18 protein-coding genes, 2 tRNA genes and 1 pseudogene are annotated in these 21,992 nt (G+C 49.8%); 9 read left to right on the forward strand and 12 right to left on the reverse strand.

The genetic code is table 11. From position 1 onward, the window contains the following. Positions 1-83: 83 nt before the first annotated feature. From pglX to KDK14_RS13885, 7 genes and pseudogenes are all read left to right on the forward strand, one after another. Positions 84-2,447 (forward strand): BREX-1 system adenine-specific DNA-methyltransferase PglX, encoded by a 2,364-nt coding sequence (pglX, locus tag KDK14_RS13855; protein ID WP_257265781.1) that lies wholly within the window; start codon positions 84-86, stop codon positions 2,445-2,447. A 9-nt stretch (positions 2,448-2,456) separates the two neighbouring features. Next, the gene (gene pglZ / locus KDK14_RS13860; RefSeq protein WP_257265764.1) at positions 2,457-4,967 is read left to right on the forward strand and encodes a BREX-1 system phosphatase PglZ type A; all 2,511 of its coding nucleotides are present in this window, start codon (positions 2,457-2,459) and stop codon (positions 4,965-4,967) included. A gap of 46 nt (positions 4,968-5,013) precedes the next feature. Beyond that, positions 5,014-5,874 (forward strand): annotated as a pseudogene (gene brxL / locus KDK14_RS13865) (BREX system Lon protease-like protein BrxL); the annotation flags it as partial. A gap of 77 nt (positions 5,875-5,951) precedes the next feature. Next, on the forward strand, positions 5,952-7,319 hold the full coding sequence (locus KDK14_RS13870; protein WP_257265765.1) for a BREX system Lon protease-like protein BrxL: 1,368 nt from the start codon (positions 5,952-5,954) through the stop codon (positions 7,317-7,319). Positions 7,320-7,351: 32 nt separating this feature from the next. After that, positions 7,352-7,885: a recombinase family protein gene (locus KDK14_RS13875; protein WP_257265766.1), complete on the forward strand. Its 534-nt coding sequence runs from the start codon at positions 7,352-7,354 to the stop codon at positions 7,883-7,885. Positions 7,886-7,922: 37 nt separating this feature from the next. Next, entirely contained in the window at positions 7,923-8,063 is a 141-nt protein-coding gene (locus tag KDK14_RS13880; RefSeq protein ID WP_257265767.1) for a hypothetical protein, read from the forward strand. A 145-nt stretch (positions 8,064-8,208) separates the two neighbouring features. Then, positions 8,209-8,529, forward strand: a complete 321-nt coding sequence (locus tag KDK14_RS13885) for a hypothetical protein (protein WP_257265768.1) — start codon at positions 8,209-8,211, stop codon at positions 8,527-8,529. 517 nt (positions 8,530-9,046) lie between these two features. On the opposite strand, the gene KDK14_RS13890 is transcribed toward KDK14_RS13885, so the two are convergent. From KDK14_RS13890 to gspE, 11 genes are all read right to left on the reverse strand, one after another. After that, positions 9,047-9,123: transfer RNA gene (locus tag KDK14_RS13890), tRNA-Asp, on the reverse strand. Positions 9,124-9,161: 38 nt separating this feature from the next. Continuing rightward, positions 9,162-9,237: transfer RNA gene (locus tag KDK14_RS13895), tRNA-Val, on the reverse strand. Positions 9,238-9,425: 188 nt separating this feature from the next. Further along, positions 9,426-9,938 (reverse strand): type II secretion system protein M, encoded by a 513-nt coding sequence (locus tag KDK14_RS13900; RefSeq protein WP_257265770.1) that lies wholly within the window; start codon positions 9,936-9,938, stop codon positions 9,426-9,428. Between the two features lie 11 nt (positions 9,939-9,949). Continuing rightward, the gene (gene gspL, locus KDK14_RS13905; protein WP_257265771.1) at positions 9,950-11,344 is read right to left on the reverse strand and encodes a type II secretion system protein GspL; all 1,395 of its coding nucleotides are present in this window, start codon (positions 11,342-11,344) and stop codon (positions 9,950-9,952) included. Next, positions 11,344-12,426: a type II secretion system minor pseudopilin GspK gene (gene gspK / locus KDK14_RS13910; protein WP_257265772.1), complete on the reverse strand. Its 1,083-nt coding sequence runs from the start codon at positions 12,424-12,426 to the stop codon at positions 11,344-11,346. The genes gspL and gspK overlap by 1 nt, the downstream gene beginning before the upstream one ends. Next, positions 12,416-13,318 carry a type II secretion system minor pseudopilin GspJ gene (gene gspJ, locus KDK14_RS13915; RefSeq protein WP_257265773.1) on the reverse strand — a complete coding sequence of 301 codons (903 nt, stop codon included), beginning with the start codon at positions 13,316-13,318 and terminating at the stop codon, positions 12,416-12,418. The genes gspK and gspJ overlap by 11 nt, the downstream gene beginning before the upstream one ends. Then, entirely contained in the window at positions 13,318-13,752 is a 435-nt protein-coding gene (gene gspI / locus KDK14_RS13920; protein WP_257265774.1) for a type II secretion system minor pseudopilin GspI, read from the reverse strand. Before gspI ends, gspJ begins: the two co-directional genes overlap by 1 nt. 11 nt (positions 13,753-13,763) lie before the next feature. Next, on the reverse strand, positions 13,764-14,267 hold the full coding sequence (locus KDK14_RS13925) for a prepilin-type N-terminal cleavage/methylation domain-containing protein (protein WP_257265775.1): 504 nt from the start codon (positions 14,265-14,267) through the stop codon (positions 13,764-13,766). A 27-nt stretch (positions 14,268-14,294) separates the two neighbouring features. Then, positions 14,295-14,933, reverse strand: a complete 639-nt coding sequence (gspG, locus tag KDK14_RS13930; RefSeq protein ID WP_373691081.1) for a type II secretion system major pseudopilin GspG — start codon at positions 14,931-14,933, stop codon at positions 14,295-14,297. 31 nt (positions 14,934-14,964) lie between these two features. Further along, the gene (gene gspF / locus KDK14_RS13935) at positions 14,965-16,185 is read right to left on the reverse strand and encodes a type II secretion system inner membrane protein GspF (protein ID WP_257265776.1); all 1,221 of its coding nucleotides are present in this window, start codon (positions 16,183-16,185) and stop codon (positions 14,965-14,967) included. Between the two features lie 107 nt (positions 16,186-16,292). Continuing rightward, on the reverse strand, positions 16,293-17,822 hold the full coding sequence (gene gspE, locus KDK14_RS13940; protein ID WP_306671549.1) for a type II secretion system ATPase GspE: 1,530 nt from the start codon (positions 17,820-17,822) through the stop codon (positions 16,293-16,295). Positions 17,823-17,978: 156 nt separating this feature from the next. Between gspE and KDK14_RS13945 the strand changes: the two genes are divergently transcribed. Both KDK14_RS13945 and gspD read left to right on the forward strand, forming a co-directional pair. After that, the gene (locus tag KDK14_RS13945) at positions 17,979-18,626 is read left to right on the forward strand and encodes a type II secretion system protein N (RefSeq protein ID WP_257265778.1); all 648 of its coding nucleotides are present in this window, start codon (positions 17,979-17,981) and stop codon (positions 18,624-18,626) included. A 38-nt stretch (positions 18,627-18,664) separates the two neighbouring features. Further along, entirely contained in the window at positions 18,665-20,737 is a 2,073-nt protein-coding gene (gspD, locus tag KDK14_RS13950) for a type II secretion system secretin GspD (RefSeq protein WP_257265779.1), read from the forward strand. Positions 20,738-20,831: 94 nt separating this feature from the next. On the opposite strand, the gene KDK14_RS13955 is transcribed toward gspD, so the two are convergent. Beyond that, entirely contained in the window at positions 20,832-21,710 is an 879-nt protein-coding gene (locus tag KDK14_RS13955; RefSeq protein ID WP_257265780.1) for a prenyltransferase, read from the reverse strand. Positions 21,711-21,992: the final 282 nt, after the last annotated feature.

The raw sequence follows: 21,992 nt of genomic DNA on the forward strand, positions 1-21,992 counted from the left end.
CGTTTAAATTAGCCTTGATTGGAACGATCGTAAGGCCGATTCTATCGCCCTGGATACAACCCAATATCTGCATTCTACAAAATGTGGATCTGCGTCCGGAAGAACTGCAAGACTACATGGACTTTGTGGGTCGGGATCTGTTCACCATGGATCTGCAAACCACCCTGTGCCAGTTTGAAGAGGCCGATAACTTTGGTTCCCTGATTCGCCCTGCCCTGACCGATGTGGCGGGTATTGGCGATATTATCAAAGCCAGAGATCTGGAAAACCAGGTGTTGCTTGGAGAGATCCATAAAAAAGTACAGGTGGCACTGAAGCAAGCAGATTATCTGAGTCCGAAATACCATGTAGTGGTGGCGAATCCGCCTTATATGGGCAGCAAGGGGATGAACCCCACGCTTAAAAAATTTGCTTCTGACGAATTTCCCAACAGTAAATCTGACCTGTTTGCCATGTTTATCGAACGCTGCCTGATGCTGGTGCAAAAGCAAGGGCTGGTGGGCATGATTACGATGCAGAGTTGGATGTTTTTGTCGTCTTTTGAAAAATTACGTGCCAGTTTATTGGGTTGCAACACATTTACGACAATGGTTCATCTAGGCGCCAGAGCATTTGATAGCATTGGAGGGGAAGTCGTTGCAACTACAGCATTCACTCTTGTCAGAACGCTCAATGAAAAACTAAAAGGCACCTACATCAGGCTTACAGATACCGACTCAGAACTGGCAAAAAGCAACGGAATCCTTGAGTCTGTTTCATCAAACCAGAACATGTATTTTGCGTCAACAAGTGACTTTAGAAAAATTTCTGGCACACCCATTGCCTACTGGCTGAGTAAAAATGTTGGGAATATATTTTCTAGCACCCCCTCTATTTCTGCAAATTACTCCGTAAACCCGGGGATCAGAAGTGGGCAGGATGAACTTTTTTTAAGACTTTGGTATGAAGTTTCGCATAATAATATCCAATTACACCTATCTTCAGCAACAAAGATGAAACCTCATAACAAGTGGTTTCCAATGCACAAGGGTGGAACATACCGGAAGTGGTATGGTAACGCACAACATGTCATTGACCTTTTTAACAATGGGCAAAATATAAAGGAAAAAAGCCCAGACTTTCGTCTGCGTGATAGTAAATTTTACTTCAAACCCTTTGTATCTTGGTCACGTATTGGCACTACCGATATTTCATTCAGATACTTTGCCTCCGGCGTTCTCTTTTCTGACGCAGGCCCCGGCATTTTTGCAAATGATGACTGCTTAAATGTAATTGCCTTGTTAAATTCTAAGTTAGGTACTTATTTCCTCAAAATAATTAATCCTACAATGAACTATCAAAAGCAGGATATTGAAACCGTACCATACAAAAAAATTGAAGCTAAAGACCTTGTTAAGAAAGCAGTGGAGTTAGCTAGAAAAGATTGGGATTCAGCTGAAACTTCGTGGGACTTCTCTGCTTGTCCTCTACTGCCAGATCAAAATAGCTACCCTGAAAAGCTTGCATGTACATATAGGAAAGTTCGTCAAGATTGGATGAATGCCGTTACGTCTATGTTAGAAATTGAAGAATCAAATAATAATCTTTGTATTACAAAATTTGGCCTTGAAGGTGAATTTTCTGGAAAAGTGGAGACCCAGGATATTTCACTTGTTTGTAATCCGTACTACCGCTATGGGATGGATAAGAGCGAAGAAAAACTTGAAAAGCTACTTCTAGCCGACACCATCCGCGAGTTTATCTCCTACGCCATCGGCTGCATGTTCGGTCGCTACTCGCTGGATAAACCCGGCCTGATTCTGGCCAACCAGGGCGATACCCTGGAGGAGTATTTGCAACAGATCCCCCAGCCCGGCTTTATGCCCGATGCCGATAATGTCATCCCCATTCTGGAAGAGAGCTGGTTTACCGATGATATTGTTGATCGCTTCCGTGACTTCCTGAAAATTACCTTTGGTGAAGAGCACTTTGAGGAAAACTTGTCGTTTATTGAGAACGCTATTGGCAAAGATATCCGCAAGTTCTTTATCAAGGATTTCTACAATGACCATGTAAAACGCTATAAAAAGCGCCCTATCTACTGGCTGTTCTCCAGCCCGAAGGGTTATTTCAACGCACTGATCTATCTGCATCGCTACCGCCCGGATACCGCCAGTGTGGTGCTCAATAAGTATCTTCGGGAATTCGTCACCAAGCTGAACGATGAGAAAAAACGCCACGAGCAAATCAGTATTGATCCCAATGCCTCTGGCCCGGAAAAATCCAAAGCCCTGAAACAGATCGACCGGCTCGACAAGATGCTGGAGGATATCGAAGAGTATGAACATGATACCCTCTTCCCTCTCGCCACAGGGCAACTGCCCATCGACCTGGATGATGGGGTAAAGATAAACTACAACCTTCTGGGCAAGGCACTGAAAAAGGTGCCCGGACTCACCGGTAAATAAAGGGTTTGCATGTCAAAAATTCAAGAGGCTCTGCAAAAGCGTTTCCAGACTCATCGCATTGTGTTCTGGTATGACGCCCAAAAGGAACTGCGCCAGGACTTTGAAACTGTGGTTCTGCCCGGGGTGGAAAAAGTTGAACTCAAGGAAAATGAATTTGCGCTGAAATACCGACTACTGCGTGCAGAGCCAGAACAGAAGTTCCTGCTATACCGGGAAGGCCCCGAACCCGCCTACCGGGATAACTGGCTGCTGGATGTCCAGCTGGCCCATGACGAGTTCCGTACCGACCAGGCCTCTCTCTGGCTGTCGGAACTGGAACTGGGGCTTGAGTTCAGTGAGCTGGTACAGAAATACCCGACCTTTTTTGAAGCCAAATCCCGCCTGATAGCCCTGAAAAAACTGCTGGGTGAGCGGGACTCCCACAGCCAGACCGAGCTAAAAATGCTGGCAGTCTGTGCCAGTGCAGAACCCCGCATTGACACCATCCTGGAAGCCCTGCTGCAGGAGCTGGCCAGAGAAAAAGAGGATAAGGCAAAACTGCTGGTTCGTTGTCAATTGGATACATTGCTATGGAAGCAGCTTGAGCGACATTATGGTTATCATTCTGAGGCGCCGGGGATTTATGACTTTGCCATTGAGCTGTTTAAATCCTGCTTTGCCCATGGTACAGGTGGCTCTGTTCAATTAAGCAGTGAAGCACTGGTCTTTTTAAAGCGCTGGAAAGACAGCCGTCGCTATGGCGAAGCGTTTGCAACGCTGTCTGCCCGGAGTGCCGAGATTCTGCAGATGGAGCAGAAACTGAGCGCTATGGACTTCCGTCAATTGATGGACATTGACTATTTCGAGCTGATCGACCAGAAAATTCTCAGCGAGATGGTTCATGGGGTAACCGAACGATCCATTACCAGTGGTGAGCTGTCCAACTGGGTCCGCCAGCGTCGGCAGAGCCATTGGCATGATAAATACAAACACATATATGCTGCTGTAGATTTTGCGGCACGGTTTATTGCAACTCTGGATAATAGCCTGCTGGCCATGGACGCCAATAACGAAACCATGGCGGAAGGCATCAAAAAATACACTGAGCAATGGTTTCAACTGGACCAGTTTTACCGCAAATTTATCTGGCATAAACGCCAGTCAGCGGAGGCTACGTTGCTCAATGAACTGAACACCCGGGTTGAGAACCTCTATACCAACAACTATTTACTGCCAGTGAATGACAGTTGGCAGGCAGTGGTTGATAATTCCCCTCGCTGGGCCGCTTCGCCGGTAATGAGCCAGCAGCATTTTTGGCGCAATAAGGTAAAACCGTTCCTGACCAAAAAGGATAGAAAAGTCTGCGTCATCATTTCCGATGCACTGCGCTACGAAATTGGCCATGAACTGCTGGGGCTGATTCGCCGGGAAGACCGGTTTGATGCAGAGTTAACACCTGCTCTATCGACACTCCCCAGTTACACACAGCTGGGTATGGCTGCTTTGCTGCCTCATCGGACACTGGCATTGGCAGAAGACACCACCAGTACGGTGCTGGTAGATGGCATCAGTTCAAGAGGAACCGAATATCGGCGCAAGATTCTCGACATCGGACACCCGGGCAAGGTCTCTGCAGTCCTTGCTAAAGATTTGATGTCGATGGACCGGGATCAAAGCCGGGAGCTGGTGAAAGCCAATGATGTTCTGTATATCTATCACAATCTGATTGATAAGACCGGGGACAGTAAAGACAGTGAAGAACGGGTCTTTAATGCTGCTGAAAATACACTGAAAGATTTGCTTCTGCTGGTGAAAAAACTCACTAATGCCAACGTCTATAACATTCTGATTACTGCTGATCATGGCTTTATTTATCAGGACCGAGCTCTGGATGACAGTGATTTCTCCTCCAGTGTGCCGGAAGGTGAAGCCATTCTTTACAGGGATAGACGTTTTATTCTTGGGAAAGGACTTAAGCCAGCCGCCGGATTCAGCCACTACTCTTCTGAGTCCCTGGGACTGGGTGGCAATCTGGAGATCCAGATTCCCAAATCCATTAACCGCTTGAGACTCAGTGGCTCTGGCAGCCGGTTTGTCCATGGCGGCTCTACTTTGCAGGAAGTGGTGGTTCCGGTCATCAAGATCAATAAAAAGCGTAAGAGTGATATCTCGGCAGTAGGCGTCCAGATTCACCCGGCTGCCAGCAAAATGATAACATCCGGACAACTAACCGCACGTTTGTACCAGCAAGAACCAGTTACCGATAAGGTTCAGCCAAGAAACCTGCGGGTTGGTATTTATACCCTGGCCGGGGAACTGATTTCCGATTGTCATGATCTACAGTTTGACATGATCTCCGAAAATCCAAGGGATCGGGAGCTGCAAATTCAACTGGTACTTTCCCATGAGGCCGATCAAGCCAATAATCAGGAGGTCATACTACGGCTGGATGAGAAGCATGCAGGCACTACTCACTATCAGGAGTATCGGGCTGTTCGATTCCAGCTCCGCCGTTCATTTACCAGTGATTTTGATTTTTGATTAATAGCCAAAGCCAGAGACAGACTGATTCATTATGAGCCGTTCCATGAGCGCCCTGGACCAGAAGATTAATACCCATTTCCCGGGGCTTGTGGTTCGTGAAGACCTGGTCAAGACCGTTAAGGGCAACGCCATTGTGCCCTCTTATGTGCTGGAATACCTGCTGGGGCAGTATTGTGCCACCAGCGATGAGCCCAGTATTCTCAGTGGTATTGAAACCGTTAAGGCGATTCTCACTAAACACTATGTACATCGCAATGAGGCAGGACTGGTTCGCTCAACCATTCGGGAGAAAGGACGCCATAAGGTAATTGACCGAATCAGTGTGGCCCTGAATGACAAGAAAGATTGCTATGAAGCCCAATTTGCCAATTTAGGCATCAAAAAAATTCTTGTGGATTCTGCTACAGTCAAAGCGCACCCAAAATTACTGGTCAGTGGTGTCTGGTGTATCGCTGATGTGGAGTATGAGCATACCGAAGACAAGGATGCCAGCCCATGGATTATGGGTTCCATTAAACCGATTCAGCTCTCCCATTTTGATTATGAGAGCTATTTGTCCTCTCGGAGCCAGTTCACCACCGATGAGTGGATTGACTTGCTGATTCAAAGCGTTGGCTTCAACCCGGAGATGTTTGGCAAGCGCAGTAAACTGACACAACTCATTCGCCTGATTCCATTTTGCGAACACAATTATAATCTGATTGAACTGGGACCAAAGGGTACGGGTAAATCTCATATTTATTCAGAGTTTTCGCCCCATGGTATTTTACTTTCAGGCGGCGAGGTGAGTGTTCCTAAATTATTTGTTAATAACTCCAGTGGCAAAATAGGGCTCGTGGGTTATTGGGACACCGTAGCCTTTGATGAGTTTTCCGGGAAGAAAAAACGGGCTGATAAAGCGTTGGTCGACATCATGAAGAACTATATGGCCAATAAGTCGTTTTCCAGAGGTGTAGAAACCCTCTGGGGGCCGAAGCGTCCATGGCGTTTGTTGGCAATACCCGACACACCGTACCCTATATGCTTAAGCATTCAGACCTGTTTGATGAACTGCCTGAAGCTTTTTATGACTCCGCTTTTCTGGACCGTCTTCACTTCTACATTCCTGGCTGGGAAGTGGATATTATCCGGGGAGAAATGTTCTCGTCCGGTTATGGCTTTGTGGTTGATTATATCGCTGAGATTCTGCGCCATCTGCGTAACCACGATTATTCCGACCAATACCGGGATAAGTTTACACTGTCACCGGCTATTTCCACCCGTGATCGCGATGGAATTAACAAGACCTTCTCTGGCCTGATGAAAATCTTGTTCCCTGATGGAGGCGCTTCTGACCAGGAAATCGAGGAAATTCTGGCCTTTTCCACTGAGGGGAGAAAGCGTGTTAAAGACCAGTTAATGCGCATCGACTCGACTTATGCAGAGGTTGATTTCTCATACGACAATTCTGAAGGTAAAACAAAAAGCGTCACTACTCTGGAAGAACGGGAATATCCGAATTACTACTTTAAAACCGTTGAGACGACAGAAATTCCTGAAACGGCTACTGAAACTGTGCAAACTGCTGCACCAACGTCATCAACACCGGTATCAACTGCGCCAGCCAGCAGCGCATCGGAACTGCAAGAGCAGCACCTCACTTTTGATGAAAACCAACGGGGAATATCTTATGACTCCCTGTTTGCTCCTTACTTAAAAGATGCCAGAGAGCTAACGGTCACCGACCCGTATATTCGTCTCTTTTACCAAACAAGGAACTTTATGGAGCTTCTTGAGACTTTTGCCCGACAGCTTCCTACCGGAGAAGAAGCAAAGGTGCATCTGGTGACGGTAGTACTCATTGATGAAACCGCGGAAGGGGATAAACGCAAAACACGTAAAATAGAATGGCAGGAAGTCAAGCTGTGCCAGGTCTATAAACCTGGCAGCACTGATAAACGACATCAGGCTACCATGGGAGGGCCTGATGAAGCCGGTGACCAGTGGCTGAGCTGTGCAATAGCTCAGGGCTTCAACCAGCAGGATCGCATGAAATCAGGAGACATTGATGCAGTTATGGCAGAACTGGACCAGCATAGAAATGGAAAGAAAGGCAAGGCAGCGAATAAGCCAGAGGAGTGTCATCGATATATCAGGAATCGTCCAGGCCAGTTCGAGTATGCTGCAGCGAAAGCTGCCACCCTTACGATTGGCTCTGGCGAGATAGAAAGTTCAGATAGTTCGATAGTTCAGAAACGGCTGAAAATTCCCGGGGCTTGGTGGAAGCCTTCAAATGCAGGATCAATGCTTTGCTTAAGAACTTTGCGCTCTAACGGGGAATGGGATCAATACTGGGAGCGTACTGGGTAATTGGTGCAAGAACACTTTTAATTTCACCCTTTGTGAAGACACGTTCAATCATCCAGACCTGTGAAATCGTCAACAGTAAAGGTCATCGCACCAAGGCAATACAGCTGCATGACGGTTCTGTTCGTGGTGATAGCTCATTTGTAAAAAATACCGTATATCGGATTCTTCGCAACCGAATCTACATCGGAGAAATTGGTAACAAAGGCGAGTGGTATCCCGGTGAGCATGAACCGATTATTTCTATGGACCTGTGGGCAAAGGCCCATGGCACCTTCGATGTGCATGCGCAGCTGCGCTCCAGGTCATCAAAGCAACGAAACAATCCCTCTTTCCTCAAAGGCATGCTGGTTGGCCCTGACGGCCTGGCGATGACCACCAGCAGCACGCGCAAGAACGGCCAGCAGTTCCGTTATTACGTGACCGGAACCAGCCAGAAACAGGGAGCCAAAAACAGCCCACTAACGCCCCTGTCGGCCCGTACGGTGGAACAGGAGATACGTAAACGACTGGCCAGTCCAGAGTTGCTTTTCAAGGTATGGCAACAGACAGGATGGCAGCCTCGATAAAAACACCATTCAGGCCGCACTGGGTGATCTGGCCTATGTGTGGGATGAACTATTCGCTCCGGAAAAACGACGACTGACGGAATTGTTAATCAAGCGCATCGAACTGGCCGCAGAGCAAGTCACTGTTTACTTCAGACCCGATGGCATGAATGCAGTCGCCATTGAATTGCAACCATAACCGCAAGGAGAGCCCCATGGCCATTGTCAAAAAAGTCGAAGAATAAACCGTTGAATTTCTGGAAGAGGAAAACCTGATCAAAGTCACCATCCCCATCAAGATTATACGACGGGGCGGTAAGAGTTCGATCAAAACACCGGATGGTATGGTTGGCCATGAAGAGATGGAGGCTCTGCAGCGAGCTCTAATCCAAGGTCACCGCTGGATTAAGTGGCTGGAGGATGGGAAGTATAAAACCCTTGAGGCCATAGCCAGGAAAGAAAGTACGGACAAAAGTCGGGTAGCCAAGTTAATCCGCCTTACCTGTCTGGCACCGGATATTCAGGAAGCCATTCTCTGCAACACAGGAACCTGGGTACTAACCTTGAAGGACTGCTTGAAGCCTTTCCCAATGCTATGGACAGAACAGCGGGAGCATCTCAGAAAACTGGCACTGTTAGCCCCTGAGACCTCATCAGAAAATTGATTTGCTACTGGTTACAGAGTAGATAGCATCATAAAGGAGCTATTCAATGATTATAAAACCACAAAGCTGATCCCAAAGAAGTTCTGGCAGTTTGAAGCAGCAGAGGCGACCTGCTTTCGCATTGCTCATCCAAGGGCTCAGAATGACCATGCGGTATACAGAGATAAAGTGATTAGTACCATTTTGACACTTACCCAAACCAAAACAATGGTGACTGGCTTATAAAAGTTCGCACATGGTTCACAGCCCATACCGCCGTAATGGCTGCGAACCCACAAAATCACAACACCTTAAACGACAGAGAAAGCATAATAGAATCAGACATTTAAACGCTGTGGTTCTCGGAAGGGCTCGGACCACGGTTTTTCAGAGAGGAGAGCGAAAAGTAAGAAAAACGGACAAAAATAGCTTTAAAAAAGAAAGGCCACAAACCACAGTATCATGCGTTTAACCCTTTGTTTACAGGTCCTATATACGACAAAACCCTTACAACAGATATCGTAAGGGCTTCATTGTATGGCGGACCGGACGGGACTCGAACCCGCGACCTCCGGCGTGACAGGCCGGCATTCTAACCGACTGAACTACCGGTCCGCTGTCTAGTTTCTAGTCTCTGGATACTAGTTTCTAGCTGGTGGGTGATGACGGGATCGAACCGCCGACCCTCTGCTTGTAAGGCAGATGCTCTCCCAGCTGAGCTAATCACCCTGCGCTTGTGGCCGGTATGATAACTAATCGGGAGATAGTGTCAATCCCTTTTTTGGGTATTCATCCGAAAAATCCTCGAACAGCAATCTCGAACAACAATCTCGAACAACAATCTCGAACAACAATCTCGAATAACAATAGCATCACATAACCAGCATCAAACTCAGGATAAACCAGTACTGGCTAGTCTAGCCCCCCAGATGAATATAACTCTTGACCCGCCCTTCTTCTTTCAGCTGATCGATACGCACCTGCTGGAGGATAACGCCATGCTTTGTTTGCAGCAGCACCAGCCATTTAAGCAGTTTCTGGTAGGCTGCATCTTCAACCCAGACAGAGAGGCCCTTGCGGTCTGGCTGTACTCTTCCCAGGGTAATGCCCGTCTGTTGGGCAACACTGGCCGCTACGGAGGACAGTTCCTGACGGGTGGCAGCCGACTGATGATTTTTCTGCAGGTCACGGGCCCTGGATAAATTTTCGTGCAACCAGGTGTTCATTTCCTGCTGATAGAGATAGTTATTTTTCTGAGCCTTGGACCATTGGCTTACCGGCTCCCAGATCAGCAGGTAGATGAGTCCGGTAACCACCACAGCAAACAGCAGCTGGAGTATTTTACGATCCCCGGGCGGCCGCATTTCATACCAGGATTTACCTTGCCGCCAGTACGGGCTGGCCATTAGCAGACTATTCAGTTTTTCCATGGTTCCCCCTCTCATCGCCTGATCGTCACTCTGGCAATCACACTGGATTTACCCTGGTTAGCGTTATCCAGCTTAGCCTGGAAGCCTGACGCATTGAGCTTTTCCAGAAGCTGGTTAACCGTATCCAACTCGCCGGTTTCAAACTCATAAACCAGTTGACCGGTCGCTTCGTTGAAGTCCAGATGCCTGGGCTCCATTTTTCCCTTTTCACCCATTGCGCCAGAAACCCGGGAAAGCACCTGGAGCATGGATAGAAAAGGGGTTTCGGGGGTGTGGGTATCCAGCGTACGCAAGCGATTCTCCACGACCTGCCTGATATTAAAAGACATCTGTTGCCGGGCCTGTGCCTGCTGGGCTTGTCGATCGTTGGGGAATACCGAGAGGTAGTTTTTGATAGAATCCCTCCAGAGCGATTCCGAGTTATTCTGATACATTATGCCTTCTGTTACTGACAGCCCGAGTTCAAGCATCAGCCAGCAGGCAGCCGTGGCCATCAGGGGCCACCAGCGCCGGATCAATCGCCCGGTTCTTCTGGGACACTGATAGGCACCCTGTCGGAAATCAAGCAGCTGATTGCTGCGCCTGAAGGTAAAATAGTGCCCGGCAAAATACTCAAACACCGAGCCCTTAAGCGGTACCTTATCCACCAGCCAGCCACGCTCGGACAGCATGGCTGAGGTTTCATCTACTCTGGATGTAGTCACCGCCAGGGTATTGTCCGAGAACATTAATCGGACTTGTGCGGGCGGCTCGTCCACCGTTTCGGCCACCGTATTTTCCAGAGAGCTGACCAGGGTATCGGGGAGTTGTTGATCTTGATCAGGAAATACCACAGGGAGCGCCTGGTCATTCAGGGTAACGCCCTCATGACCGGGTGCGACCATCATCACCGCATCGTTGTCCAATATCAGACAGGTATATCCCGGCTCAGGCTTGAGAAATTGCATTTCCGTCAGGATACTGGTCAGAGGCAACTGATATTCCTCAAACAGTGCCAGCATGGCCTGCAGGGTTGCATGGGCAATGCCGGCGACAGAAACCTGCAAGTCCCGGCCAGGAAAACCATTGACAATATGCATGGTTTCAATATCCTGGGCCAGATGCTCCTCCACCAGGTAAGGGAGTGCGGTTACCAGGTGCTTTTTCTGGCCAGCATTAATGGTCAGGCGCTTATAAAAACAAAGGGATCCCCCCAGCAGAAGAATCACCTCATCCGGCAGACGGTCAGCCTCCTCTTGACCTTCAGGCTCGTCTGCACACCATGCTTCCCTGAGCTGATTGATCGCTGTCAGATGGAGTTCGCCGCAAAGCGAGCCTGCCGCTGTGAACGTTCCCCACTGGACAACGGTATGGGCATCAACGGAGCCCACTGGCGATGGAATGCGAACCAGTAGTATTTTTTTCATTATTTAATTCCCGGGTTCCCGGTTGAATCTGCCTGATTGGCAGGAGCCCAATATTGACTCGGCCCGATTTCTCTCCCGACAACGTGCACATGTCCCTCACTGCTTCGGTAAAAAATGGTTTTCAGGTAAAAGGTGGTTTCTCTGTACGTTGCCTTAATCCGGGCACTGAAATACTGACTGTCAAACACCACCCGTTCATGTTGATTTCTCTCATTAAAGATCCCGGCCTTGCCAGATAGAGCGACAAGCTGATTCAATTCTTCAATATTGGATAACCCGGCCTCACCCCGGCTATGACTGATCATTAAGGCATCCCCTTCGGAGATATTCCTGTTTAAGGAGCGGATAACCTCTGGCAGGGCAGTGTTCATATTCATTTTTGATGATTTGGGTATAACCGTAATATAGGGCAATAGTTTTTCAACTTCCTCGTTATTAAAACCATCAATTAACATCAATTCCGAGACCGACGTCATGTCAGTTTGTCCGGTTCGTCTGGGGGGAGCAAGAGATAGATAGAGCTGATCTTCCGTTCCCTGTGATTCACTTTTCTGCGCTTTACGCATCCAACGGGCTATTTTGCCAGCCAATTGCGGGTCCATGAATTGGGCTGACAGCAGATTCTCAAACATCTGAACACCCGGTGAACCCGATTTCTCAGTCCGTTGCTCACTGTTTTCATCAGCAAGCCAGTTCAAATTAAACCGGCTCTGCTCATCCTGAACCTGTAACTCGATAACGCCCTGTTCAACGTCATAATTGATGGTTTCAACATTCCACTGCTCATTATCATGGTCCACCATTCGGTTATTCTTTTTGTCCTGTTGAAAATCTTGTTCCAACAGCCATGCGACGTACTGTTCAGCACCGAGCGCATAATGTTTTGCCTGGGTTCTTGCCAGATATCGGGCATTCTTTTCAGTGTGCAGCCAGAGATTCATGACGATCTCGGAAGCGACGGCTGTAATCAGCAAAAAAATCAGCAGGACATAAATAAGGGCAATCCCGGACTGATGGCATGACAGGTACTGACCGGCCGAAGCCAGAAGTGGCTGACGGTGTTCAGCAGATTCAATAGCCATTGATACTATCTCCGGTTCTGCCTCCGGTTCTGCCTCTGGGATGAGGCCGTATATTACCCGGCGCGTTATTCATATTCTCCCGGGGATCTTCCTGTTTATTATCCTGATCCGGTTTGTAGGTTATCAGGGGTACCACGGTTACCATGGAACCCATCGCCTCATGAACAATGGTCAACTCAAGGGCGCTCGGCACTTGATCCAGGCCCCCCCCGGAAGCCGCTGACTGGAGGTCCTGTTTTGGCGGCCAGGTGCTTACCCATTGCTTGTGATCGTTGCGGAACCGGACTTTCATGCTGTTGACACTGGACATCACCACCTGACGAACAGGTGCAGAATCGGGAGCCCTGTCCAATGTGGGCCAGTAATAACGAATGATCTGATGATCCTCCAGGGCATAAGCCACACGTTGCAGTGTGCTTCGCGCTGCCTTAAGGGGGTTTTGCCATCCTGAACGGGTAAACTCCATGAATGTCCCACCGGAACCCGGGGCTTTCAGTGCCGGTTGTGGTATGCCCCGTTCATCCCTGACCGGTCTTCGGGTTATTTGCAACAGGTCTTTTTCCAGCACAATTTCTGCCCGTTGCAATTTATCCAGGTCATCCAGCACCAACTGCGTTGCTTCCTGGGCACGGGTGACTGACATAAACAGCTTATAGGCTGCCGTACTGATCATACTGAACAGTACGATAGCCACCATTAACTCCAGCAGGGTAAAACCGTTGGCAATGGCTGACAGACGCTGCCCGCTGCCCGCTGCCCGCTGCCCGATAAAGCACCGACACTGCCATGGTTTACACGACAGGGAGCGGGACAGGACCTTAACCAGTCCAGCTACAATCCGAACCTGATCCCGGGGCCAGCCTCTGGCAGCAAGAAATGCTTTACAGAACATTATTGCCGGGGCCTCCTCAGCCAGGTAGTCAACCTTGCCAGGGGAACAGCCCCTTTTTCTGGTTCAGACTCACCGATAAATACGTCCACCTGCACTTTTCTGAAGTCCGGTGACTCAGTGGCTGCGGATGTTTCCCGAACATACCACTGATAACCGGCATAGCTTTCAATCCGGGGTCTCACTGCCGGACCACTCCAGCGTCCCTCAGCATGAAGGGTATTGAGATAGTGGTCAGCAATCTGGGAAGCCAGTATTTTTTCCTTCTGGTATCGGGTCTGTCGAATACTGTTGCCATCAGAAAGAATCAGCATGGAAGCGGCCAGGGCAAAGACGGCCAGGGCAACCATCACTTCCAGCAAGGTAAACCCATAACAGCGATGCAGGTGGCTGTTGCGCAGAAAAAACCGGTGTAGCCTGAAGCCCCAATGACTCATGGAAACGCCCATCACTCCCTGACCCGTTCAATATCTGACAATCCATCGGTGAATAGATGGAGTGACTGATTGCTGTCTGCAACCGGAATAATGCTGAGCCTGAAGGGTGTTACCTGATAGTCTGAATAGAAAACAACGGTTGGATAGTGTTCATCCAGATCAAAGGGCGTGGAATGCTCCATTGACTCCAGGCTCACGCTGAATGTTTCCGGTATTAACCTTGGCTGGAAAGGCGAGTGTTCCAACTCATCCCATTCCTGACCATCGGCTGGTAATACCCACCAGCGGTAGTACCCCTCAGGATCAACTGAGAAGCCGTAATGAAGATTTTCCAACAGCGCCTGGTCACGAATCCGGGTAAATAATGCCTGCAATCGTGTCGCTTCTTTCTGCACCCCCTTGTGAATGCTGCCGGTGATCGGGCTCAGCAAGGTAATACCCAGGAGCACACCAATGATAACCACCACCACGAGCATTTCGATCAGGGTAAATCCTCGCTGTTGCGGTGATGCCATGTCGTGTCCTTGTGCTGGCAAAAAAAGCTAGTCCCAATTACCGATATCGGCATCCATACCTTCTCCCCCCTCACGGCCATTCGCGCCGAAGGAATAAAGGTCATACTTGCCATGATTACCCGGTTGCAAATACATGTAGGGATTGCCCCACGGGTCCAATGGCACTTTTTTCAGGTACCCTTCAGGATTCCAGTTTCTGGGCTCTGGGGGAGAAGAGGGTTTCTGGGTCAGCGCCTCAAGCCCCTGGTCCAGGGTGGGATAAAAACCGTTATCAAGCCGGAAAAGCTCCAGTGCCTGGGCAATGGCTTCAATATCAGCGCGGGCTACGGTGACCTTTGCCTGATCCGGCCGGGAAAGAATTTTGGGCACCACCATAGCGGCAAGGATCCCCAGAATGACCACCACCACCATAATCTCGATCAGGGTAAAGCCCTGTTCAGCGGTGACTGAATTGGCTGCATGATGCTCTTTTCTTCTGAGCCAGTTTTTTATCATCTTGGTTGACCTCGATTTTTTGTGAATACGCCATTGCGCCTGTTTCGCACAGGACGGTTTAGCGCCCCGGGTTCCAATGAGATTGACGCTGCCGTACTCCGTTCGCACTGAGCTTGTCGAAGGTGGCACCATCGATACATCAACAAGCTCAGCACTCAGGATGAATGGCACACGTCAAAACCCATGCCAGGAGGCTGTCACCTCAATTCAACAGCTGGTTCATGTTCAGTATGGGCAACAGGATGGCCAGGACAATCATCATGACCACCCCCCCCATCAGGATCAGCATCAACGGCTCAAACAGTCCAAGCATGACGGTTATACGCCCTTCCAGCTCCATCTGCTGATTCTGTGCGGTTCGCTCCAGCATCTGATCCAGCTCTCCGGTTGCCTCGCCACTGGCAATCATGTGGAGCATCAGGGGAGGAAAGTAGCCAGTTTCTGTGAGTGCCCGGTTGAGACTGGTTCCTTCACTGACCCGCCGGGCAACATCCTGAACGGCCTGTTTGATGGCATGGTTACTCACCACCTGGGCCGCAATCATCAGGGCCTCGACCAGGGAAACCCCACTGCGGGTTAACATGCTCAAGGTACTGGCAAAGCGGGCAGCATTGGCCGTGCGGACAAATCGCCCAACCAACGGCAACCTTAACTGAAGCCGATGCCAGGCAAGTCGGATGGACGGCTTTTGCAGTAAATGCCGCGCAACCAGAAGAGCCACGGCAATGCCACCAAAGATCAAAGGCCACCAGGCTTGAAATCCCTCACTGGCATTAATCAACAATTCGGTGATTAATGGCAGTTCCTGACCGGAATCCAGAAAGACCTTGATCACATCCGGCACCACAAATCCCAGCAGGAAGCTGACAATCCCGATGGCAGCCAACATCAGTATGATCGGGTAAACCAGCGCCTGCTGTATTTTCTGGCCAGAACGCATTCTGGCCTCAGTGTAGTCGGCCAGACGGTTGAGGACACGGTCGAGATAACCGGCATGCTCCCCTGCGGCAACGGTGGCCCGATACATCTGGGGGAAGACTTCCGGAAATGCTTCCAGGCTTTTGGCCAGGGTATAGCCTTCAAGCACCCGGGAACGAACCGCCAGCAGCATATTTTTTATTCGTCGTTTTTCCTGCTGGGCTGCCACACCATTGAGCGCTTCCTCTATTGGCATCGCCGCCTGGACCAGCGTAGCCAGCTGCCGGGTGACCGTCGCCAGCTCAATGGCTGAAATCCCCCGGCGCAGGAAGAAACCGCTTCCTTCCCTACCCTGCTGTTTGCGATGGGCAAGGGTATTCACTGACAGGGGCGTCCACTTTTTATCCCGAAGCAGCTGGCGAACCTGACGCCCGCTGTCCGCTTCCAGGGTTCCTTTATGCTGTTTACCCTGTTGATCCAGGGCTATATATTCAAACGCGGCCATGATCGTGAGCCTTTTCCTGAAGCAGCCATGGGCTGCGTTCGTCCACCGCGGTGAAAATAGTACCCATCAACGATGTATTCACAATAACCGGCGGCCTCTGGTACGCATCAGTCTTTCTGGGTAACCCGCAATACCTCTTCAAGTGTCGTTACCCCTGCCAGAACTTTTCTGTTGCCATCTTCACGTATGCCGGGGCTGGACTCACGGACATAGTCAGTGATCTCCTGCTCCCCCTTGAGCCCATGGATCAATCGCCGGACCTGCTCGTTAATAACGACCACTTCATAAATGCCGGTTCGGCCACGGTAGCCACTGAAATTACAGCCCTTGCACCCTTGCGCGTGATAAAGCGTTACCCCATCCGCAGCCTCAATGCCCAACTGCTGACATTCAGCATCATCAGGGCTGTAGGGCACTTTACAGTCACTGCAGAGCACCCGGACCAGCCGCTGGGCAATCACCCCAAGCAGACTGGAAGACATCAGAAACGGTTCAATGCCCATGTCCTGGAGACGGGTCAGCGCACCCACAGCCGTATTGGTATGCAGTGTCGAAAGCACCAGGTGTCCGGTCAAACTGGCCTGTACTGCTATTTCGGCGGTTTCCCGGTCACGGATCTCGCCAACCATTACCACATCAGGATCCTGTCTCAGGATAGCTCTCAATCCCCGGGCAAAGGTCATATCAACTTTGGTGTTTACCTGGGTCTGGCCAATGCCTTCCAGGTGATACTCAATGGGATCTTCCACCGTGAGAATGTTCCGGGTCTGGTCATTCAGTAGGGTAAGGCTGGCGTATAGCGAGGTTGTCTTGCCCGAGCCTGTTGGCCCCGTCACCAGAATGATGCCATAGGGCTTTTTCAGCAGATCTTCGATCAGGGAACGGTTCCGTTCCGTCATGCCAAGGTGCCTGAGTTCAAGTCGGCCCGCGGCTTTGTCGAGCAGCCTCAGCACCACCCGCTCGCCGTTGCTGGAAGGGAGCGTGGAAACCCGGACATCTACTTCCTTGCCGACCACCCTCAGGGAAATCCGCCCATCCTGGGGCACCCGTTTCTCGGCAATATCCAGTCGGGCCATCACCTTGATACGGGAAACCAGTAACGAGGCGATGGTTCTCTGAAGTGACAGAACTTCCCTTAAAACGCCATCCACCCGCAGCCGGACCACCAGTGTCGACTCAAAGGTTTCAATATGCACATCGGAAGCCCCTTCCCGGATAGCCTCGGTCAGCAGCGCATTAATCAAACGGATAACCGGGGCATCGTCACTTTGCTCAAGCAGGTCTTCCGTGATCGGCACGGCATCTGCCAGACTGGTCAGGTCCAGGTGATCACTGATGCCAGCGGCATCCTGTAACGCCTCTGAACTGTCATTGTGATAGCACTGAGCCAGCACCTCTGACAGTTTTTCGACATCGACCTGCTCATAAGCCGGGAAAACACCCGAAAAGCGACCGATCTCAGCAATCAGATCAGCCGGTGGTGTGTTATGAAAATACAGTGTGGCAACCCCTTGATCATTCTCAATAAGCACAACGCCATGCCTTTTGGCAAAATTGAAAGGCAGCCTTGGTAAAACGCTGGCTTCATTTTCAGTGTCGTCTTCAGGGTCATAGCCAGCGGTTAGCGATGTAGCCAATATCATTAACTCCTCAAAGCAAAAGGGAAGCACCGGTCATTTGTGATTAATTATTTTTGAAAAAACTTATTTCTTTAAAAGACAAGACTCTTATGCTTTTATTTAGACTAAAGAATAGCCTATTAATTCAATTCCCTAACCTCAGAAGATACGACCATGAATGCAGTGGTTTCCACCACATTTCTGCAATGGGGGCATAAGAATAACCGGAATCTTATGATTCTGATTATTTTCATCGCCATGATCCTTAGCCTCAGTCTTCAGGCATTTAATTTTTATCAGATGATCAGCAGGCATTCCTGGAAAAACAGTGATGTTAACGAAACTATCGTTTCTGAAAACTCCCCGACCATCAAACATGAAGACTTTGAGCTGCTTTTTGGCTTCAGTGACCATCAGGAAATAACCCAAAGCAATAAAGAGATCCCGATAACAAAAATGAACCTGATTCTCAGAGGGGCACTCTCCGGCATTGACAATAAAAAGTACGCAAGTGCAATTATTCAAATAGCCAACCAGGACAAGTTATATGAAATTGGTGACCCACTACCCGGAGGCGCCATTTTGAATCAGGTTTATTCCGATCATATTGTCATTAAACGGGGTAACCAGCTTGAAAAACTATACTTTCCAGAAACTGCCAGAGATTCCAGAACCTTTCAGGAATTCAGGCCCGTTGCGGAAGACATCCCCGAGTCAATGGATCAGCGTCCAGGCAACCATGACTATCCGGATGATATGTCTCTTGAACAGCGAATGCAGGACCTCAGGGAGAAGCTGCAGGAAGCCAGTCAGGAACTGTAACGACAATAAAGACAAACTGCTGAATTAATGGTCATATCATGAACACCAGAGCGCTACTCTTTTTACCGCCCCCCTTTAACAGGAAGTTAACCAGAGCCATTCCTCTGCTGTTGTTGCTGGCAGTTACCCCACTGTTTGCGGTAAATACCGGTTTACAGCCTGCTGCCAATAACACCGTACCCTTGCCCGACGATAAACTCTGGACACTGAATCAGCAAAATGCCGATATTCGTGAATTCATTACCCAGGTGGCCAGAATAACCGGAGAGACGTTTGTCATTGACCCACGGATTAAAGGGGGCAATACCGTTACCGTGATTTCCAGTAAGCCACTGACCCGGGATGAAGTCTATGATGTTTTCCTGGAGGTGCTGTCCGCTAATGGTTATACCGTCATTCCAAAAGCCGATGGCCATATTATTAATGTTGTCCCCACCACCAGCGCAAAAACCAGCAGCCCCACAGAGACCCAGAAGCCCATTGATGGGGTAATGACCACCAGAGTCGTCGACCTGCACAGTGTATCCGCTGTGGAAGTCATCCCGATCATTCGTCCATTGATTGCGCAATATGGGCATGCGGCGGCATCGGCTTCCAGTAATGCGGTGATCATCAGTGACCTTGCCGATAATATTGAGCGCATCACCAAACTGATACGGGAGTTGGATAATGCGGGCAATAACGACTATGAAGTGATCCAGCTTAAACATGCCTGGGTCGGCGATGTCGCCAAAATAATCTCTGATACGCTAGTCACCGGCAAAGGGCAGCTACCCAGCGGGCTCCAGGTGATCGCCGATGAACGGAGCAATCGTCTGGTGGTCAAGGGCAATGCCAGCAAACGGGCACGGGTCAGAAAACTGGCTGACACCCTGGATAAGGAAGGCATTCGCAAATCAACCACCAAAGTCATGTTCCTGAGTTTTGCCGATGCCAAAAACATTGCGGAAATTCTGTCGGAAGCCTCAGGCATTATTCAGGACAGTCAGGGCAAGAAAACCGCTGCAACCCCATCATCACCGGTGGCATCCAACGCAGTCTCTCCCGGTCCATCCAACCAGTCCTCTTCCCAGGCCAGCACCAAGTCTGGCGCTAAAAGCAAGGCGGCAACCACCACTGCTTTTGTCAAAGCGGATGAGACCCAGAATGCCCTGGTGATGATTGCCGACCCGGAAACCCTGCAGGAAATGGAGAAAATTGTCCGGCAGCTTGATGTCCCCAGGGCCCAGGTGTTATTAGAGGCCGTTATTGTTGAAGTGTCCGGGGGGATTAATGATGCGCTGGGTGTTCAGTGGGGGATTGATGGGACTGACACGATCCGTGGTACATCAACCAGCTCCGAATCTGGTATTAAAAGCAGCGTAACCGGGCATATTCTGGATAACGCCGGCATTGCCCTGGGATCCCTGGCCCTGCGTGCTGACAACTTCGGTGTACTGGTGAGCGCCCTGAGCTCAAAATCCAATAACAATATCCTCTCTACCCCCAGCATGCTGACCCTGGATAATGAGGAGGCAGAGCTGATTATCGGCAAAAACATTCCCATCAAAACCGGCTCATACCAGACGTCATCCAGTGGCAACAGTAATAATCCGTTCACCACCACTGAGCGCAAGGATGTGGGGTTAAAACTCAAGATCACCCCCCATATCAACGAAGGCAACAGTCTGAGACTGATGCTGGAGCAGGAGGTTTCTTCACTGGATGTGGGCACCACCAGGCAGCTGCTTGGTTCGGATAGCAATGACCTGCTGTTCAATACCCGCTCTCTGAAAACCGCAGTACTGGTGGACGATGGACAGACCATCGTTATTGGTGGACTGATCGAAGACATCAAATCGAAAAGCAGGAAAAAAGTGCCACTACTGGGGGACATCCCGATTTTGGGCAAGCTGTTCCGTTACCGTCAGGGCGCTGATGAAAAAAAGAACCTGATGCTGTTTATCCGCCCCACCATCATGCGTAACTCGGAAACACTGGTCAAAGCGACCCGGGACCGATTCACCAAACTAAAACTTATCAATGGCAGTGGCAGAAAGGCTATTAACCTCCCGGACCGGCCCGAAGCGTTATTTGATACGCAAACCTATGACCTGAGAACTAATGAGTGACGTCATATTGAGCCCAGAACAAAACAGGTTCGCACCGTAATATACCCGATGAAAGGCATCGGGTGTTTTGTGATTCAAAGCCTCCTTTTCTCACCTATAAAACAATCGAAAGAATGAAGCCCAGGCCAAAAAGGATAAAAAACCGTCCCGTCAAAGGTGGCAAACGAACCATCTCAGCATCACCGGAATGGTTGGCCAGCAGTTTCAGAGGGGCAATGGCAAAGGGGAGTGCTATGAGTAGATAAAGAGGGTTATCCAGCGCCCCCATATAGTACAACATAAAACTGAGGGGGAACCCCGCCAGCAGCAGCGCTGTATAAAGGCATTTCGCCTTAACCAACCCTATACGAACGGTTAAGGTGCGAATATTGTGACTAATATCATCCAGGTAATCCCGGATCTCATTGGACAGCAACAGCGCAGAAGCCAGCAAACTCACCGGTATCGACAGCCAGAGCACCGCATTATTCCAGTAACCACCAACAGCATAAAAGGCACCACTGACCATCAACACGCCAGTGAATAGAAATACCGCAGGCACCCCCCAGCCGCGATGTTTGTAGACAACCGGTTCACCGGTATAAAAATAACCACCCACAATGCCCAGAACACCAACCAACAATAATGGCCAGCCAACATCGATCACCAGCAACAGCCCCATGATACAGGCAATCAGGGCGCATACACCCGCCAGGATAAAGTTTCGATGGATCTGCCTGATCACCTGCATGGCCAACTCTCCGGAGCGTTTTTTCCACAACACCAGATCCGCATGATCATTGGCAAGATTGCTGGCAGCCTGAAATAACACACCAGCCAACATGACCAGCAGCGCCCGGCGCCAGTCACCGACACCCTGCTGATAGGCCAATACCACCCCAAGGCCGCAGGTTACCAGGGCGACAGAATAGGAGAATGGGCGTAGAGCGCTGGCGAGTCGATATTTGTCCGGATTCAGATCAAGGGCATCCACTGGCAGGCTCCTGGAAAAAACGGGAGGATAAGGAAATTTCACAAGGATGGCTATAAGAACACCACAAAAAGGCAGCAGTGAAATTGAAACCAGCGCCCTCACTTCAGACAATGGCTAACCCGGATATTTCATAAACATGCTCCCGCTCTCGCTTGTCCTTTGCCGCTCTAAGGGAGTTTTGTTCAATCGACCGTACTCCCAGGTAGCGGTGCTCCCTCACAAAATCCCCCGGGAGGCTGTCCGAGAATAGACTGCCCTACTGCGGCGACAGCAAATTGGTCT

Source organism: Endozoicomonas sp. ONNA2, assembly GCF_024606365.1.
Classification (GTDB): Bacteria; Pseudomonadota; Gammaproteobacteria; order Pseudomonadales; family Endozoicomonadaceae; genus Endozoicomonas.

Excerpts from the sequence above, each read along its gene's own strand:
- gspL (WP_257265771.1), bottom strand. The coding sequence starts at position 11,344 with ATGAAAAAAATACTACTGGTTCGCATTCCATCGCCAGTGGGCTCCGTT.
- gspF (WP_257265776.1), bottom strand. The coding sequence starts at position 16,185 with ATGGCCGCGTTTGAATATATAGCCCTGGATCAACAGGGTAAACAGCAT.
- pglZ (WP_257265764.1), top strand. The coding sequence starts at position 2,457 with ATGTCAAAAATTCAAGAGGCTCTGCAAAAGCGTTTCCAGACTCATCGC.
- gspK (WP_257265772.1), bottom strand. The coding sequence starts at position 12,426 with ATGGCTATTGAATCTGCTGAACACCGTCAGCCACTTCTGGCTTCGGCC.
- gspI (WP_257265774.1), bottom strand. The coding sequence starts at position 13,752 with ATGAGTCATTGGGGCTTCAGGCTACACCGGTTTTTTCTGCGCAACAGC.
- gspJ (WP_257265773.1), bottom strand. The coding sequence starts at position 13,318 with ATGTTCTGTAAAGCATTTCTTGCTGCCAGAGGCTGGCCCCGGGATCAG.
- gspD (WP_257265779.1), top strand. The coding sequence starts at position 18,665 with ATGAACACCAGAGCGCTACTCTTTTTACCGCCCCCCTTTAACAGGAAG.
- KDK14_RS13870 (WP_257265765.1), top strand. The coding sequence starts at position 5,952 with ATGGCGTTTGTTGGCAATACCCGACACACCGTACCCTATATGCTTAAG.
- KDK14_RS13945 (WP_257265778.1), top strand. The coding sequence starts at position 17,979 with ATGAATGCAGTGGTTTCCACCACATTTCTGCAATGGGGGCATAAGAAT.
- KDK14_RS13900 (WP_257265770.1), bottom strand. The coding sequence starts at position 9,938 with ATGGAAAAACTGAATAGTCTGCTAATGGCCAGCCCGTACTGGCGGCAA.
- KDK14_RS13925 (WP_257265775.1), bottom strand. The coding sequence starts at position 14,267 with ATGGCATCACCGCAACAGCGAGGATTTACCCTGATCGAAATGCTCGTG.
- KDK14_RS13885 (WP_257265768.1), top strand. The coding sequence starts at position 8,209 with ATGGTTGGCCATGAAGAGATGGAGGCTCTGCAGCGAGCTCTAATCCAA.